We start from the raw sequence: 18,068 nt of genomic DNA, 5'->3' as shown, positions 1-18,068 counted from the left end.
ATTATGGCTATCTGCCTTTAATAATCTTTATTAATCTTACACCATGAGGCGGTATATTAAAAGCTATAGTATGTGCTGCCTGGGCTATGTTTTCCTGTTTCCAAACGTCTCTTACAGCAACGGCTTTATCAATTCCAATTTTATTAAGCGGCAGGTTGTAGCTTTTATACTTTTCGCTCATATTAAATATACCAACAGCCAAACCGCCATCGGCTAATGGCTTAAGCCATACCTGTATATTTTTATCATTTATTATCCGTTTAGCTTGTACCCCCAGTTCATCCTGATCAATAGCTATTACCTCACGGTTTTTGAGCAAACTAAGGGTAAATTTATCCAGCTTACTCATATCGCAGCCAATTAACAAAGGAGCAGATAACAGGCTCCACAAACTGATATGCGTATATTGTTCATAAGGAGTAAGGTTTGATGGATGTAAACTCTCTCCCCAACCTACCATGCCAACAATAAGCATATCCGGATCATTCCATCCGCCCGGATGAGCGTAGGCCGCATTATTGGTTTGACTAAAACCGATACTATAAAGGCTTTCCCAGGTATCCGTAATATCTTCTGTTGTACGCCATAGGTTACCGTTCATTTGTTTGCCCCATTTCCATACATCATGAATACCATACTGGCAGATACTGTAAATTATATCCCGTGGCTGCTTTTTCAATTCATCGCGCATAACCATGTAGGGCTTTTGCTGGGCAAAAAGAGTAGTATCGCCGGCAGTGTTATCCGTGTAACTGCACAGGTCATATTTTAAATAATCTACTCCCCAGTTATAGTATGTTTTTGCATCAATTGCTTCATAACCCAATGAGCCTAAAAAACCACCGCAGGTTTTTGCTCCGGGAGATGAGTAAATACCAAATTTTAACCCTTCGCGATGTAGCTGCCTGCCAAGAGCCGCCATATCGGGAAATTTTTCGTTTGGAATGAGCTCACCAGAACTCAATCTTTTAGCTGCCTGCCAGCCGTCATCAACATTGATGTAATTCCACCCATAGTCTGTAAGGCCCTTATCAATCATTGCCTGGGCCGAACTTTTAACTTTTTCTGCACTAACGCTCAGTCCCCAGCAATTCCAGCTGTTCCAGCCCATAGGCGGGGTGAGAGCCAACTGGTTGCCAACTTTTATGGTAAACAGTTTTTTATCCTTACCTACACTATTAATTACGGTAATAGCTAAATGATAACTACCATTTTTGGGGATGCTTCCTGTAATAATTCCGGTCTTTGTATCTAAGTTTAAGCCAGCAGGCAGTTTACCTGTGTTATATTTTAGTGGTTTTTTCCCGCTTGCCGGTATTTTGTATATAATCTGCGAACCTGCATGAACGCCCAAAACAGCAGCACTATTGATAACCGGTTTAAGCGATTCGCCAGGTGTTAAAATGTAAGGTGCTATCTCCGTATAGCTTTGTATTTTTCCTGATGCAGACTCTTTAAAATCATACATCAGCTTTATACCCTCGCGGTGCGGAAAGGTGATTGTAAAAGCTTTCCCAGAGTATGCAGCTAAAGAAGCAGGTATCGTTTTATCTTCAATAACCTTATCCTTTAACTCATCAATTACCTGGTAATGAAATACTCCCGATATGGCAGTATTGAATTTATTGCTTACTATTAACTTACGTTCAGCTTTGCGGCCAGGCAAAAATTCTATTGAGGAAAGATTAAATGCGATACCATCAAACTTTTCGAGCATATCAATAAATGGCGACCCCATAAATATGCCGCCGGAACCTCCGCCATCAAAAACTTTTATGGCAATAATATTTTCTGCATCCCATTTTATGGCAGTACTGGCGGCCGCCACACAATAATTGCGGATAGCTGGCCACTTGCTTACGTAACCGCCCTGGTCATTAGGAAATGCCCCTGTTTTACCTATCAATGTACCATTAAGATAAGTTTCATCAGCATCGTTTACGTGAGCTAAAAAGACCCGTAAACTATCACCCCATACCGCCCTTTGTTTTAATGACGATGGGATGGTAACATGTATCCTATACCAAGCATAGCCATGATAGTCTGGATAACCCTGGCTTTGCCATACTTCGCCAACTTTAATATCCTTCCATTGGCTATCATTAAAAGCGGGGCTCTTCCAGTCACTAACATCACCGGTAGAAAACTTTGCAACAGGTAAGTTGATGTAGCCATTATTTTGGCTGTAGGCTAACTGGACTGAAAACGAAAAAGTTATCAGGAAAAGAAATTTGATCACGATAGGATGTTTGTTAGCTGGCCGCACGGGCAAGGGTAATGATATTATTATGATAATTATCCAGGTACCCGCGTGGCGAGTTGCCTATGATAAGTTTAAAAACGCGGTTAAAATTGGTAATGCTCTTAAATCCACATTTGTAAGCAACTGTATTAATGCTTTCAAAGCGGTGTGCTATCAGTTTTTTACAGGCTTCGTTAATTCTTACTTCGTTAAGAAAAGTTACAAATGTATGCCCGGTATGTTTTTTAAAATACCGGCAAAAAGACTCTGGAGTCATAAAAGCAACCTTTGCAACATCCTCTAAAGTTATATCCTCCATAAAGTGCTGCATGATATAATTATAAATACTACCTATACGGATACCTTCGTTTTCTGTTATTCCCGGCAAATTGCCATAGGTAGATAAAGGATCTAATTTTGCCCTGATACAGGTAAATTCCTTTAAAAGGTTTAAAAAAGCCATAAACTGATCCAAACCACCCTGATCTTCTAAAAGATTCATGGCCCCATAAATTTTATCTAAAATATAGTTAGGCAATTTAAAGCCCTGTTGGTGCTGTTGTATAAAAATAGCGCTTGGCTTCATCTCCGGAAGATTGAATACATTGGCCAGCACTCCATCAGAATTAAAAAAAACAGTTAATGCTTCCACTACTTTACCAGAGTTTGGTAAAAAATACTCGGGGCTGCTTTTAAATACGTGGGGCATGTTGGCGCCTATTAAAAACACATCACCTGCCACATAATCATGCATATTGTTTCCTACAATTAAAGTTCCCTCACCTTTCTTAATCCATGTAAGCTGAATTTCTTTATGGCGGTGTAAATAAGGATAATGATACGGTTGACAAACCTTTTCTGCGATTACGCTTTTATCATGCGGCACCGGAATAGTAAATTGTAAAACTTTCATAATGACAGGATTAATTAGTGTTTAATTTACAATCATTTAATATTAAAATCCAAATATTAACGTCAAAAAGATAATTTACAGCCACAACATGTTAATATATTGTAAATACAACACTTGATATCGGCAAAGCTTAAGTATCCAATATAATAATTGTCAATTACACAACAATATCACATAACAGAACACCAAACCCCTCTTATCTCCAAATAAACTTTTAAAAAAGAGAAAAGTTACCAGGTTCCTGTTTAATCAAAAAAATCATATACAATCCCTCCAATCAACTTTTCAATTGCACGTTTTTTTTTAAGTTTTACTTGTTGGATAGCCGATTTTAGATAAACCGCTATAAAAAGAAGATGATTAATACTTCTCTTTTTCGGAATTGCTTGAGCGAGGGAAGATTTTAGATATTTGGGCAAAGTCTCTTACGCTTTACTTAAAGCGTTTGTATTGTAGGGCGACACCTGTATTATATAGCTGCCGCATGGCTTCTGTCTCTTTATAAAAAAATGGCTACCTTGTTTGAGCTGCCATTTTAAAACAAAAGCCGAAGGCACATACCTTCGGCTTAACCAACCTATATTAATGGAAATTCATCTTAGTTCTATACTTCAACTTCACTTCGCTTTCCCCAGCTGCCTATAGGTAATTCCGGGCGAACAGCTAATGCATCGTTAATGATCTTTAGTACTTTGGCACGCTCATCGCCAATTAGTGGCAAACGCGGGGCACGTACATTCTCGGTACCTATACCGGTAGCCACTTCGGCCAGTTTAATGTATTGTACCAGTTTGGGGTGGATATCCAGCTCAAGTACCGGTAAAAACCAACGGTAAATGGTAAGTGCTTCGGCTATTCTGCCGGCTTTTACCAAACGGTAAATGGCCACTGTTTCTTTGGGGAAGGCATCAACCAAACCGGCAACCCAGCCATCGGCTCCCATTACCAAACTTTCCATAGCCAACGGATCAACACCGGTAAACACCGCAAAACGATTACCAAAACGATTAAACATCCGGGTAATGTTGGATACATCGCGGGTGGATTCTTTTACCGCCTGGATATTATCATAAGCAGCCAGCTGCTCAAACATGTTCAGGGTAACTTCAACCTTATAATCAACCGGGTTATTGTAGATCATGATCGGGAGCGCTGTGCTTTTGGCAACCGCGCCAATATAAGCAAGCGTTTCGCGCTCTTCGCTGTTGTAACGCATTGGCGGCAACAGCATCAGGCCATCGGCACCGGTATCAAACGCTCTTTGGGCACAGGCCACAGCGGCTTTGGTTGTTTGCTCGGCAATGTTTAAAATCACCGGCACTTTACCATCAACATAAGCAATGGTATGTTTTAATAACGCAAACTTTTCATCATCGCTAAGCACACTGGCTTCGCCCAATGATCCGCCTAAAATAAAGCCGTCAACACCGGCTTCAAGCTGTGCATTTAAGTTGATGTCAAAAGCATCAAAATCAATTTCGTCACTATCGGTGAACTTGGTTGTTACCGCAGGGAATACGCCTTTCCAGTCAAAAGTTATCATTCTTAAATATTTTTATCAAAAGTATCAGCGTTTTACAGGGTATTTATTTATTAATTTAACACAACATTACCATATATTAACATAATACATCGGCCGGGTAATGATTTAATTTAAGGCTGTAAAATAAACAAGCTAAAATCCTGCTATTTATAGCAAATAATGATTAAAAATAGCTCGTTCCTCCGTAGTAATTTAGATTTTTCAAAAAATGATCTAACAAACCGATAATGCTATGGTAAATAAAAAATGGTTTATGTTAAATGTGGTTGTTGTGTCGGGCTTTTTTACCGCCAACATAACTTATGCACAATCATACGTACCCGAGTGGAACGAGACCCGTTTAAAAGTAAAACCTCAAACCGAGATCAAGGCCTACACTTTTGATTTAAAAGATGTACAATTACTAAACAGCCCTTTTAAACAGGCAATGCAGGTTGATGCAGCATACCTGTTATCAGTTGAGCCGGACAGGTTATTATCTGGCTTCCGCTCTCACTCTGGGTTGAAACCAAAAGGAAAAATGTACGAAGGCTGGGAGTCATCCGGGTTAGCAGGCCATACGCTTGGTCACTACCTATCGGCCATATCTATGCACTATGCGTCAACCCGCCAACCACAATTTTTAAAACGCGTAAACTATATAGTTAAAGAATTGGGAGAATGCCAGGTTGCACGTAAAACGGGTTATGTAGGCGCTATACCAAAAGAAGATACCGTTTGGGCCGAAGTGGCAAAAGGCGATATCCGTTCACGCGGTTTCGACTTGAACGGAGGCTGGTCGCCATGGTACACTGTACATAAGGTGATGGCGGGCTTATTAGATGCCTATTTATATTGCAACAATACCCAGGCGCTAAAAATATGCAAAGGCATGGCCGACTGGACAGGCGAAACCATCAAAAATCTTGATGATGAAAAGCTACAGAAAATGTTGCTTTGCGAATATGGAGGTATGGCAGAAACCCTTGTTAATTTATATTCCATCACCGGCGACAAAAAATATCTTGACCTATCCTATAAATTTTATGATAAACGCATCCTGGATCCGCTTGCTGAAAAAAAGGATATTTTGCCTGGTAAACATTCCAACACGCAGATTCCTAAAATAATTGCCAGCGCCAGGCGTTACGAGTTAAACGGCGATAAAAAAGACAAGGCTATTGCCGATTTCTTTTGGGAAACCATTGTAAATAATCACTCGTATGCCACCGGCGGTAATAGCAATTATGAGTATTTAAGCGAACCCAACAAACTAAACGATAAGCTTACAGAAAACACGACAGAAACCTGTAATACCTATAATATGCTTAAACTCACCCGCCATTTATTTGCGCTTGAGCCATCGGCTAAATTAATGGACTATTACGAAAAGGCCTTATATAACCACATCCTGGCATCGCAAAACCATGAAACAGGTATGATGTGTTACTTTGTACCCTTGAGGATGGGTGGAAAAAAGGATTATAGCAGCCCCTTTGATACCTTTACCTGCTGCGTAGGTTCGGGCATGGAAAACCATGTTAAGTATAACGAAAGCATATATTTCAGAGGTGCAGATGGCAGCCTATATGTTAATTTATTTATCCCATCGGTATTAAGCTGGAAAGAAAAAGGTTTATCAGTAAAACAGGAAAGCAACCTGCCCGAAAGTGACAGAACCACACTTACAGTGACAACCGTAAAACCTGTTCAGATGGCTATCCGGGTACGTAAACCTAAATGGGCCGGCAATACCAGTATCAGCATAAACGGGAAAAAGCAACAGCTTACTGCAGATGCACAAGGTTACCTGGTTTTAAACCGCAAATGGAAAAACAATGATAAAATTGAATTTACCATGCCGGAGAATGTTTACACCGAAGCCATGCCGGATAACGCCAACAGGCGCGCGGTATTTTACGGACCAGTTTTATTGGCAGGCATTTTAGGCAATACCGAACCCGACCCGCTTAAAGGTGTACCTGTATTTGTAACCAGCGAAACAGACCCCAACAAGTGGCTGCAGATGGTTGATAAAAAGCAATTAAGCTTTAATGCCTCCAATATTGCCCAACCAACCCAGGTTAAGCTAATCCCTTTTAATCAAACCAAAAACGAATACTATTCTGTTTATTGGGATGTGTTTACGCCAGAATCATGGGCTATACAGCAAAAGGCGTACGATGAGCAAAGGAAGAAACAACAGGAACTGGAAGCGCGCACCACAGATATTTTGCGCATAGGCGAAATGCAACCCGAACGCGACCACAATTTTGGCGGAGAAAACGCGATCACAGGGGAAGATCATCAGAAAAAATGGCGATCAACCGAAAACGGGGGTTATCTGCAATATGAAATGAAGGTTGACGCCAACGGTCAAAACACGCTCATTAATACCTACTGGGGTATGGATAACAGGGGCCGTACATTTGATATTATGATAGACGGCATTAAACTATCTACCGAAGATTTGAACCAATATAAGGAAAGCCGCTTTTATGATATCAGCTATGTTATCCCTATAGAACTAACTAAAGGTAAACAAAAAGTAACCGTTAAATTATTACCCAAAAAAGACAACAGTGCGGGCCCGGTTTATGGCAGCCGCATGGTAAAAAACTAAATAAAACAATTCAAGAAACTATATGATGATAAGAAAAGGAAAAGCAGCTTGTTTGCTATTATCGATGATAGGAATAAGCAGCGTGGTGTTTGGGCAGCAAAAGGATTACCCTATACAGCCTGTAGCATTCACCAGCGTACACGTGAACGATAAATTTTGGGAACCCAAAATGGAGGTTAACGCCAATGTAACCATCCCCTACGTGCTTGCGCAATGCAAAAAAAATGGCCGCATGGATAACTTTTTGCGTGCCAGCAAGCAGCTGGATGGCGATAAGCTAAGCGAGTTTCCGTTTGATGATACGGATGTTTACAAGGCAATTGAGGGTGCTTCTTATTCCATGCAAAATAAAAAGAACCCAACGCTTGACAAATACATAGATACGCTTATTAATATTATTGGTGCTGCCCAGGAACCTGATGGCTACCTGTACACCTTCCGTACGGTGCATGCTAAAAAACCGCACGAATGGATTGGTGATAAACGCTGGGTAAATGAAGAGATATTAAGTCACGAGTTGTATGATTGCGGGCATTTATACGAAGCCGCTGTTGCCCATTACCAGGCTACAGGCAAACGCACCCTGCTTAATATCGCCATAAAAAACGCCGACCTGCTGGTAAAAACCTTTGGACCAGGCAAGATCGAAGAATATCCTGGTCACCAGATAGTGGAGATTGGTTTATCAAAAATGTACAGGGTTACCGGCAACAAGCAATACCTTGATCTGGCTAAATTCTTTTTAGATGTACGCGGACCAAAAGGAGATGCCTATAACCAGGCCAATAAAAAAGTGGTTGATCAGCATGAAGCCGAAGGCCACGCTGTACGTGCCGCCTACATGTACACCGGCATGGCTGATATTGCCGCGTTAACCGGCGACACCAAATATTTAAACGCCATTGATGATATCTGGGGCGATGTGGTTAATAAGAAGTTATACATCACGGGCGGCATAGGTGCTACCGGTGCCGGCGAGGCTTTTGGTGATGCTTACCAGCTGCCCAATATGTCGGCTTATGCAGAAACCTGCGCGGCCATTGGTAATGTTTACTGGAACAACCGTATGTTTTTACTGCATGGCGATTCAAAATACATTGACGTATTGGAAAGAACACTTTATAATGGTCTGCTATCGGGCGTATCATTAAGCGGTGATCGTTTCTTTTACCCCAACCCCTTAGCTTCCATGTTTCAGCACCAACGCAGTGCCTGGATCAGCTGTGCCTGTTGCATCAGTAACATGACGCGGTTTTTACCATCGTTGCCGGGTTACGTTTACGCCAAAAACAAAAATGATCTTTACGTAAACCTGTTTATGAGCAACTCCAGCAATATTAAACTTACTTCGGGCAACGTAAACATTGTTCAACAAACGGATTATCCGTGGAAAGGACAAGTTGATATTACAGTTAATCCTGTAAAAACAACAGCCTTTACCTTAAGGATACGTATACCAGGCTGGGCCAAACTGCAACCCGTTCCAGGCAACCTGTATACATTTATGAATAAAACTCCGCTGCCTGTTGTTATCTATGTAAATGGCAAAGCAACCTCGTTTGTAACCGAAAAAGGCTATGCTGTTTTAAACCGTAACTGGAAAAAGGGCGATAAAATTTCCCTGGCATTGCCTTTGGAAACCGAAAAAGTTTTGGCTAATGAGAAAGTAAAAGACGACAGAGGCCGTTTTGCATTCGAACGAGGACCGATAGTTTATTGCCTTGAAGGACCAGACAACCGCGACAGCCTTGTTCAGAACATATTAATTGATAAAAATGCCATTGCCGAAGCAAATTATAAAGCCGATTTGTTAAATGGTGTGGACGTTATTAGTATTGGCGGCAAAAGTACCAAAAGACAGTTAAACAGCGATAGCCTGATAGAAACAGACCAAAAAGTAAAGGCCATCCCCTATTATGCCTGGGCCAACCGCGGGCCAAGTGAAATGACGGTATGGATACCTTATGAAGCATCGGCCGCAAGCCCGAAACCGGCACCAACCATCGCCAGCACAAGTACAGTATCCTCGTCATTAAAAAACAAAAGAATGTACATGGCTATTAAAGACCAGTACGAGCCAACCAGCTCTGGCGATACTAACTATCCTTACATGCACTGGTGGCCGGCCCATAATACCAGCGAATATGTGCAGTATGACTTTAATGCCGAACATACCGTTAGCGAATCGAAAGTATACTGGTATGACGATGGACCATGGGGAGGCTGCCGTATACCAGCTTCATACCAGCTATTTTATAAAAAAGACGGAGAATGGGTACCTGTAAAAAACACAACTCCCTATACCGTAAGCAAGGATAATTATAACAAGGTAACGTTTGAACCGGTTAACACCACTGCTTTAAAAATGGTGATCCAGCTCCCGGCCGACAATTCTACCGGCATTCATGAATGGACGGTGAAATAAAAAAGCTATAGCAGCCAGCCAGTAAAAAGGCCTGAATCGCGGTTTAATCCCCGCAGTTCAGGCCTTTTTTATCTCTTGCCATTTCTGGACAAGAATATCGCGATTTCAATTATTTAATAACAGAACTATGCAGCGTAGTGCCTGATAGTTTGATCTGGTACGGCCATTCTTCGTCATTATTTACATTCCCATCGCTCACGTGTTCCCAATGCTGGGTTGGGGAACCACTTACTACCAGCCATAAATAAGCGGTATTTGCTGGCACGGTAAAATTGGCGGTACCATTGGCATTTGAATAAACATTGCCATAAACTCTGCTGCCATCCTCTTTTACAGCCAAAAAACCATATCGCCAGCCGGCCTTGTCAATATTTATTGCGCGATAACCGGCAGCGCCGGCAATGCCTTTAAAATTCAGGGTAACCTTTGTCCCCGCAGCCGGTACATTTAGTTTAATACCATTATAGCCATAATTTTGAGGGCAGTTACTTTCAGCAATACGGTACCAACCATCACCTACACTGTTTAACGTACTCATGTGCTGATTGGCATAAGGTTTTGCGGCGCCGTCTATACGTGCCATATCCCAGGTTATAAATTTTCTGTAAGCATCAAACATCTCATCGTTAAACTTAGCCTGGCTCAGCCCAGTTAACCGTTTATAGGCCATCACAGGATCTTCTCCCTTAACTGCGCTGCGCCAAAGTTTACCTACAAAATCGCGGCCCCGTTTACCCGACCAATATTCTAATACATAGGGCGAATGATATTGATTCTCCTCATGTAAAAATGCCAGGTGCGTTTGCTTCATAAAACTCACCAGGTGGTAATTTTCAAATGTCATCCAGCTGGGGTAATTCTGAAACAGCATATATTGAGAGGTCATTTCAAATATGCTTTGCCCATGGCTGCCAGCAGGTGCCGAAGTAAACCCCCATGCGCCATCGGCGTGTACCATGAATTGAAATGAATGGCCAAGTTCATGCGCCAACGCCCCATACGGATTAGCACTTATCCTTACAGCGGGTGTCCACAAAGCGCCAATCTTGTCTTCAATGCCGCCACCGTATGCAGTACCATCGGTATTGCTAAAAAAAACGTAGGTGAGCATCTTATAACCGTCGGTTAATGATTTGCCTTTTGTAACAAACTTTAGGGTATCTCTGTAACAAGTATAAAAGCGCTCCAGTTCACTTACTGCTGTCATAGGGTTAAATCGCCTGGCAGGTTCAGAATAAGTTATTGGCGTGTTGCCGTACTCCTTTGCCCAAAACATGGCTATATCTGCCGATTCAACCTTCCTTTGGTTACTGAAGACGCTGTTATTATTGGAATAATCATTACTGTCGGGCACCATCCATACGCTGCGGGGGTAATAGATCGTTTTTGCCAATGTATCTGATTGATTTTTACCGGGCGATATTACTTTGAATGGACTTACTTCATTTTTTATAGCTGGATGTTGGCAGGCAAATAAGCCGGTTGCAGAAAAAAGAGAAAGGAATGCAGGCAGATAACGTGGTATCATACGAACTTTTTTATGGGTAAATAAATGGGATAGGGAATTAGGTAAGTTACCTTACCGATAATCAAAATTAAGGATGATAAGCGGCAGGGAATTCAGGATATTGATAACTTGTTCTTATATATTAACGACGTTGACACATAAATCAGCATCCCTTCAGGGGTTTAAAACCTCAACTCCAACCCCGGATGTCATCTTCAGCCATGGCTATTTTAAAGTCGGTATGCTAAAAGTTAAGATATAGTTAGCTTCGGTTAATTTATAAACAAAACAGATTACGGCCGCCAATAACTTTACAAATTGGAATTCAGAAACCTTCAATTGTAAAATTATGTATATCAAACCATTACTAAAAAAATTGCTACTAACACACGTTTTTGTGTGTTGTTCAATACTTACAATTCTCGCTCAGACTATCCTGAAGGGACACGTAAGTTCAGAAAAAGGGGAAGCCATTCCGGGCGCCCTGGTTAAAATAAAAGGGAGCGCCGGCGGAACAACCACCGACGGGAGCGGTAACTTTTCAATAAGTTATACCAAGCCAGGCACCTTAACGGTCAACGCATTGGGTTATAAAATATTTGAGGTCCCGATTTCTTCACAGACCACTATCGAAATCAAACTTTCTGAAAATGTAACCCAACTTAGCGACGTTGTGGTAACGGCAATTGGCGTTAAACGCGAAAAACGCATGCTTACCTACAGCACACAGGAAATAAAAAGCGAAGAGCTCAGTCGTGCTAAAGAACCCAACCTTATTAATGCTATGGATGGTAAGCTGTCGGGTGTACAAATTACGTCCTCGTCTGGTACGGCCGGTGCATCTACACGTATTGTGGTACGTGGTGCGGTATCTGTAAACGGTAATAATGAAGCCTTATTTGTTGTTGACGGCGTGCCGATAGATAACACGGAAACCGGCAATATAGGCGGCGGCGCGGCCGGGGCCGGGAGCAGCCGTATTATTGATATAGATCCTAATAATATAGAAAGCATCAACGTTTTAAAAGGCGCGGCAGCCACCGCACTGTATGGTTCAAGAGGTGCATCTGGCGCTGTACTCATTACCACCAAAAGCGGTGCACTTAATAAAAAAGCGGCGATAACCTTTACGTCCGACTATTCCTTTGAAAAAGGCCTTTTCCCCGAAAAACAAAATACTTACGGGCAGGGCACGGGCGGCGTTTTTTACAACGGCGAAACCCAGAAAACCAGCGCATCCTGGGGGCCTAAAATGGATACCCTTAAAATCAATGGTGTAAAAGCGCCAACCTATGATCCTTTCTCTTTCTTCAGAACCGGGCATACTACCACCAATACCTTAAGCATTGGCGGTGGTAATGACAACTCTACTTACTTTATCTCCTATTCTTATTTAAATCAACAGGGTATTTCACCTAACAACGATTTCAAAAGACATTCATTTTTTACTAAATACACCACCAATATTGCAAAAAACTTTTCGACAAGTTTCCAGCTGGGTTATTCAAATTCGGCCCAGGAACGTTTGCCAGAAGGCGCAAGTAACGGACCTTTGTTTGTTGTTTTAGTTCAGCCCATATCATGGAACCCTTACCCGGTACTTAACCCGGATGGTTCACAACGGCTTTACAGATTCTCCAGAAACGCGCCTTTATGGACATTGGATAACATCAGCAATACAGCCACAGTAAACAGGTTTTTACCGGTAACAACTTTTAATTATAACGCTACCAAATGGTTAACCATAACTGAAAGGCTTGGCGCTGATATTTATACCGAACAGGATAAATACACCGAAAACCCAAGCGCGGCAATCGGCCTAAAGGGCCAGATAAAAGACCAGGTTGTTAATTACAGACAATTCAATCATGACCTGATAGCCAATGCAAGCCAGAAAGTAGGGAAGTTTGATCTGAACCTGTTATTGGGAAATAACTATAATTCCATTTACTCGCAAAGCACCAATTTAACCGGTACCGGTTTGGCTGTACAGGACTTCTATAACGTATCTGCCGGTTCAACCTTAACCGGTTCTGAAGGCCACAGCTCTCAACGAAAAATTGGCTTTTACTCCCAGGCAAATATTGAATATGATAAATTCCTGATCTTATCGCTCACCGGCCGTTATGACGGCAGCTCGGTACTTTACCAGAAAAAGCAGTTTTATCCTTACGGATCAGTTGCAGGTGGTTTTATATTCACTCATTTTTTACCTGAACAAGTAACACAGGTATTGAATTTTGGTAAAGTTCGCCTATCCTATGCAACCGTGGGTAACGACGCGGTGGGGCCGTATGCTTTGAATACGCCATATGTGCTTGCCGGTAGAAATACAAATGCCGGTTATTTTCCATTTCCATTCCAGAGCCAGCCAGGATTTTTACAAAGCTCCACCCTTGGAAACCCTTACCTGCAAAACGAAAAGCTGAAAGAATTTGAAACCGGGTTAGAATTAAAATTCCTGAATAACAGAATAAGCTTTGAAGGTTCTTATTTCAATCGGAAATCTTTAAATGGCATTATCCCTGGCATCCAGATTTCAAATGCGACAGGTTATGGCGGTACAACCGTTAATTCGGCAAGTATCAGGAATAAAGGGTTTGAGTTGCTGTTAAATGCCAGCCCTGTTCAATCAAAAGATTTTAGCTGGGATGTAACCCTCAACTTTACACGGATACGCAACAAAGTATTGGCTATCAACGACGAAAAGAAGATCACCCAGCTAGGACGTATCATTGTTGGGCAGCCATATAATATTTTTTATGGAACACGCTACAAACGCAACGCCAGCGGACAAATGCTTATTGACGACGCCGGTTTACCTGTAGTTGATTCTGAGCAGGGAGTGGTTGGTGATGCCAACCCGGACTGGACAGGCGGGATAAGCAACTCATTCCGTTACAAGCAATTTAGCCTGAGCTTCTTTTTCGATGTGAAAATGCATGGCGACGTGCAAAATGATGTGGAAAGTGTTGCCTTCTTTTACGGAACCGCTAAGGTTACAGAAAACCGTGAGCCCTTTGTAGTAAGCGGTGTTAACGCAACTACCGGTGCACCCAATACCGTTAAAGTTAAAGCGCAAACCTATTACCAAAGCAGGCAGTACGAATCATCTATACAGGATGGTACTTATATAAAACTTAGGAATGTAAGTTTTGCTTACCAGCTTTCTCCTTCTATGATACAAAAAACTCCATTTAAAAATGCTTCGTTAACAGTAACCGGCCGTAACCTCTGGATTTATAGCCCACACTTTACCGGCGCCGATCCTGAAGTTAGCTCCTATGGCAGCGCCAATGGCGTGCAAGGCATTTATGCTTTTTCAACACCAACTGCAAGGTCATTTAACCTGTCATTAAAGTTAGGTTTTTAACCCATGTTTAACCGATTTAAAAATTATCAAATGAAAAAAATAACGATATATCTGCTTGTTCTGATAGCTTTAACAAGCAGTTGTAAAAAGGTGTTGGATGTAAATAAAGACCCAAACAATCCCATCGATGTTCAGGAATCACTATTGCTGGCTCCTGTTGAATTAAACGTATCTGACCAGGTTTACGCCGGCAATGCCAGCATCATTGTACAAAATTTTATGCAAACGATAACGGCCAACCAGCCTAATCCTGGTATATGGAACTACCAGTTATTCAATATTGATTTGGATGGCGATTGGTTTAATTATTATGTAAACATTCTTAATAATCTTAAAATTCTTGATACCAAAGCCACTGCCGATGGGCAAGCCAATTATTCCGCTATCGCTAAAATCTTATCAGCTTACACATTAGGAACAGCCACAGATATCTGGGGCGATATCCCCTATTCACAAGCCTTTAAGGGTAACGACAAACTTACTCCCGTTTATGATAAACAGGAAGACATTTACAAAGCGGTTCAAACGCTTTTAGATAACGGCATTGCAGATATCGAAAAAAACAGCACTACCAAACCAGCAGGCGACGATTACTTTTATAACGGCGATATGGGTAAGTGGAAAAGACTGGCCTATACCTTAAAGGCGCGTTATTATATGCACCTTACCAAGGCCCCGGGTTACACCGCTGCAACACAAGCAGACCTTGCCTTAGCCGCACTTACTAAGGGGATGGGAAGCAGCGACGATGATTTGAAGTTTGCATATTCAGGTGCTGCAGGCAGCGAGAACACCATCAGTCTTAACTTTTCGCCGGTTACTACTTACGTGTTGAACAACACCTATGTTGAAGGATTTAAAAGCCGTTTTGATCCCCGACTGAGTAAAATTGTAAAACCAGCCGAATCGACCAAATTATATCATGGACGAACAGTTGGTGAAGTCACCGGCGATCTATCGACCTATTCATACCCGGCAGATTTTTATGCCGGAGCAAACTCTCCTAATTATATCTTCAATTACGAAGAAGCATTGTTCCTGAAAGCCGAGGCTACATTCATCAAATCCGGAGCAGCAGCAGCGCAGCCAATATACCAGGACGCGGTTAAACTAAATATGGCCAAGCTTTCGGTAACTACCGGCGACGCCAACGCTTACGTGCTGCAAAGAGGCACACTTACTGCGGGCAATGCCATTCAACGGATAATGGAAGAGAAAAGCATAGCTAATTTCTTCAATATCGAAAATTTCAGTGACTGGAGACGGACTGGCTACCCTGCTATTACCAAATCAAACGGTGCGTTATCAGATATTCCACGGAGGCTGTTATATCCGCAAAGCGAGATTTTAACCAACGCACAACCCCAGCAAAGTGCTAAACTTACCGATAGGGTTTGGTGGGATGCACTATAACATTATTTAACTTTTCACTTCATAAAAAAATCCTCCTGGCATCAGGGGGATTTTTTGTTTTCAGAAACTCCATCTGGCTACAAGTCATCTTTAGAACATGAGATCACTATTCTTTCGGCCCGTTATCCAATCTTGCTGTGTTAAATAATACCTGATAATATTTTCCGCAATTCATACTGCCGGTCTGATGGCTTGGGTAAATTATTGTAAAATATTTTCAATTTCTCCTTTTCCGTTTCTTCCAGGTCTTTCAACGGGAACTTTTCAGCCAGGCGCGCCAAAGCCTGAATTGCCCAGTATTGTCCAAATGCAGTTTCTTCTTTGGTTAGGGCGTCAATCAATGGTTTTAACCCCTGCAGATCAGCTTTGGCGCTACTTTTATAAGTTGGAGAAATGATCACTAATTTTCTTAACCGTTTAGGACTTTGTATAGCAAATTTGTAAGCCACAGAGCCGCCCATACTAGCGGTTGGCTGCCTGAAGTAGGCAACGCGTTTAAAACATTGAAGCCTGAATTTTTTACAAACACTCCTATGAATGCCGCATATGAGGCTGTGTCACCCGATAAGACAAAATGGACTAAGTTCTTAGAGCAGATGATCGCTTTCGCTTCAATGCCATTTGACTTCGGAGACTCCAATATTTCGAAAATTTCTGCGCCTGTATTAATCATAGCCGGTGACAACGATGGACTGGATAAAATTGAGTTAATGAAAACATATAAGCTATTAGGAGGAGGCGTTTCCGCTGATCTGGGTACATTGCCAAAATCACAATTGGCCATTGTGCCTTCACAGGGGCATGTTAGCCTGATGATGCAGACGAACACAATATTAAGTTATCTAAATACCTTTTTAAAGTGAAACATAATTGCATTAAAAAGAGCTCGGTCAGTCAGCATTAGCCTGTATTTTACTACTTCATTTGCATACAATAAGGTGTGCAGTTTTTAGAATTTGTTGTTTCCTACTAATTTTATGTAACCAATTAACAGAAAACCTTTTATCTCTCTAAACTGTAAACCATTATGGTGATGGTAAAATAGTGTATACCACAGAAGGTATAATCAATCCCCCGGCCCTGAAAAAACTTATTGTTGATAATAAATATATAGGCCGGCATTACTAACACTTAGCTCTTTCACTGTTTTGCATCGTTTACTAACGTGTTAAAGCTGGTAACCTAAACAGAGGATCAATAATTGGTTGCATCATAATACAATGCCGCTGCGCCCAAAATACCGCTATTTTCTAAGGCTGATATTTCTACCCTGATCCGCTCTGCCGATTTGGTATAGGCAAAGGTTTTGATCTGCTGCCACATATTTGCCTGGAAGAAATCATAAGCATGCCGCACCGATCCGCCCAAAATGATCAGTTGTGGGTCATAAGCATACATCACCATTTTAATGGCATGCCCTATATGTGTGCCCAATTCTGCGTATAAGGTCAACGCCCGGGCATCGTTTTTTTTTGCATCCTCAAAAACCTGTATACCATCCAACTGGTACACATTTTGAAAGAAAGAGCCGCTGCAATAATACTCCAGTATGTTATCCAGGTAATTGAACAAGCCGAACTCTCCCGCTCCGCAATTGTACCCGGCATACAGCTTATTATTAATGATTACACCGGCACCTAAACCAGTACCCAGTGTTAAACCAATCATAGAATCAACCCCGTTGCCTTTCCCAAAATGATACTCGCCCACGGCAAAGCAATTGGCATCGTTATTTACAAAAACGGGGACATGATAGCGTGCCTCCATTAATTTTTTCAAAGGCACTTCTATCCACGAGGGAATATACAGCACATCATAAACAATACCCTCCGCTACATCCACTACGCTGGGTACACCGATGCCTATCGCTTTTACCGAATCATCTATCAAAGCATCCACCACCTGGTAAATATCATTCAGCACATCCTCAACAGAACCATCACTATGGATACGTGCCGAAACAATATCAGATAGGGCATTTCCCGTTACTACCGCCCCGCGTATGTTTGTAGCGCCAAGATCTATTCCTATAACTTTAATATCCTTCATC

At 41.8% G+C, this 18,068-nt stretch carries 11 protein-coding genes; 5 read left to right on the top strand and 6 right to left on the bottom strand.

The window, feature by feature from the left end; translation table 11 throughout:
* Positions 1-7: 7 nt before the first annotated feature.
* The 3 genes from AC1DYB_RS21980 to AC1DYB_RS21970 form a co-directional block, all read right to left on the bottom strand.
* Positions 8-2,239, bottom strand: coding sequence for a putative Ig domain-containing protein (locus AC1DYB_RS21980; RefSeq protein WP_477438012.1), 2,232 nt, complete (start codon positions 2,237-2,239; stop codon positions 8-10).
* 13 nt (positions 2,240-2,252) lie between these two features.
* The gene (locus AC1DYB_RS21975) at positions 2,253-3,155 is read right to left on the bottom strand and encodes an AraC family transcriptional regulator (protein WP_477438010.1); all 903 of its coding nucleotides are present in this window, start codon (positions 3,153-3,155) and stop codon (positions 2,253-2,255) included.
* A 604-nt stretch (positions 3,156-3,759) separates the two neighbouring features.
* Positions 3,760-4,698: a dihydrodipicolinate synthase family protein gene (locus AC1DYB_RS21970; RefSeq protein WP_477438008.1), complete on the bottom strand. Its 939-nt coding sequence runs from the start codon at positions 4,696-4,698 to the stop codon at positions 3,760-3,762.
* A 232-nt stretch (positions 4,699-4,930) separates the two neighbouring features.
* On the opposite strand from AC1DYB_RS21970, the gene AC1DYB_RS21965 reads away from it, so the two are divergent.
* Both AC1DYB_RS21965 and AC1DYB_RS21960 read left to right on the top strand, forming a co-directional pair.
* Positions 4,931-7,300 carry a beta-L-arabinofuranosidase domain-containing protein gene (locus tag AC1DYB_RS21965; protein WP_477438006.1) on the top strand — a complete coding sequence of 790 codons (2,370 nt, stop codon included), beginning with the start codon at positions 4,931-4,933 and terminating at the stop codon, positions 7,298-7,300.
* A 22-nt stretch (positions 7,301-7,322) separates the two neighbouring features.
* Positions 7,323-9,725: a glycoside hydrolase family 127 protein gene (locus tag AC1DYB_RS21960; protein WP_477438004.1), complete on the top strand. Its 2,403-nt coding sequence runs from the start codon at positions 7,323-7,325 to the stop codon at positions 9,723-9,725.
* Between the two features lie 109 nt (positions 9,726-9,834).
* On the opposite strand, the gene AC1DYB_RS21955 is transcribed toward AC1DYB_RS21960, so the two are convergent.
* A complete protein-coding gene (locus tag AC1DYB_RS21955; RefSeq protein WP_477438002.1) occupies positions 9,835-11,253 on the bottom strand; it encodes a DUF6055 domain-containing protein in 1,419 nt (472 codons plus the stop codon).
* 328 nt (positions 11,254-11,581) lie between these two features.
* Between AC1DYB_RS21955 and AC1DYB_RS21950 the strand changes: the two genes are divergently transcribed.
* Positions 11,582-14,605, top strand: a complete 3,024-nt coding sequence (locus tag AC1DYB_RS21950) for a SusC/RagA family TonB-linked outer membrane protein (RefSeq protein WP_477438000.1) — start codon at positions 11,582-11,584, stop codon at positions 14,603-14,605.
* A gap of 30 nt (positions 14,606-14,635) precedes the next feature.
* The gene (locus AC1DYB_RS21945; protein WP_477437998.1) at positions 14,636-16,018 is read left to right on the top strand and encodes a SusD/RagB family nutrient-binding outer membrane lipoprotein; all 1,383 of its coding nucleotides are present in this window, start codon (positions 14,636-14,638) and stop codon (positions 16,016-16,018) included.
* A gap of 140 nt (positions 16,019-16,158) precedes the next feature.
* On the opposite strand, the gene AC1DYB_RS21940 is transcribed toward AC1DYB_RS21945, so the two are convergent.
* Positions 16,159-16,467, bottom strand: coding sequence for a hypothetical protein (locus AC1DYB_RS21940; protein WP_477437996.1), 309 nt, complete (start codon positions 16,465-16,467; stop codon positions 16,159-16,161).
* A gap of 54 nt (positions 16,468-16,521) precedes the next feature.
* Between AC1DYB_RS21940 and AC1DYB_RS21935 the strand changes: the two genes are divergently transcribed.
* Positions 16,522-16,881: an alpha/beta fold hydrolase gene (locus AC1DYB_RS21935; protein WP_477437994.1), complete on the top strand. Its 360-nt coding sequence runs from the start codon at positions 16,522-16,524 to the stop codon at positions 16,879-16,881.
* Positions 16,882-17,212: 331 nt separating this feature from the next.
* On the opposite strand, the gene AC1DYB_RS21930 is transcribed toward AC1DYB_RS21935, so the two are convergent.
* The coding region (locus AC1DYB_RS21930; protein ID WP_477437992.1) for an ROK family protein at positions 17,213-18,068 on the bottom strand (856 nt) is incomplete at its 5' end.

Source organism: Mucilaginibacter sp. P2_A4 (assembly GCF_056405015.1).
The sequence above is the reverse complement of the archived record's forward strand: the minus strand, read 5'-3'. Positions and strand labels throughout refer to the sequence as shown.

Excerpts from the sequence above, each read along its gene's own strand:
- AC1DYB_RS21975 (WP_477438010.1), bottom strand. The coding sequence starts at position 3,155 with ATGAAAGTTTTACAATTTACTATTCCGGTGCCGCATGATAAAAGCGTA.
- AC1DYB_RS21965 (WP_477438006.1), top strand. The coding sequence starts at position 4,931 with ATGGTAAATAAAAAATGGTTTATGTTAAATGTGGTTGTTGTGTCGGGC.
- AC1DYB_RS21950 (WP_477438000.1), top strand. The coding sequence starts at position 11,582 with ATGTATATCAAACCATTACTAAAAAAATTGCTACTAACACACGTTTTT.
- AC1DYB_RS21955 (WP_477438002.1), bottom strand. The coding sequence starts at position 11,253 with ATGATACCACGTTATCTGCCTGCATTCCTTTCTCTTTTTTCTGCAACC.
- AC1DYB_RS21970 (WP_477438008.1), bottom strand. The coding sequence starts at position 4,698 with ATGATAACTTTTGACTGGAAAGGCGTATTCCCTGCGGTAACAACCAAG.
- AC1DYB_RS21960 (WP_477438004.1), top strand. The coding sequence starts at position 7,323 with ATGATGATAAGAAAAGGAAAAGCAGCTTGTTTGCTATTATCGATGATA.
- AC1DYB_RS21945 (WP_477437998.1), top strand. The coding sequence starts at position 14,636 with ATGAAAAAAATAACGATATATCTGCTTGTTCTGATAGCTTTAACAAGC.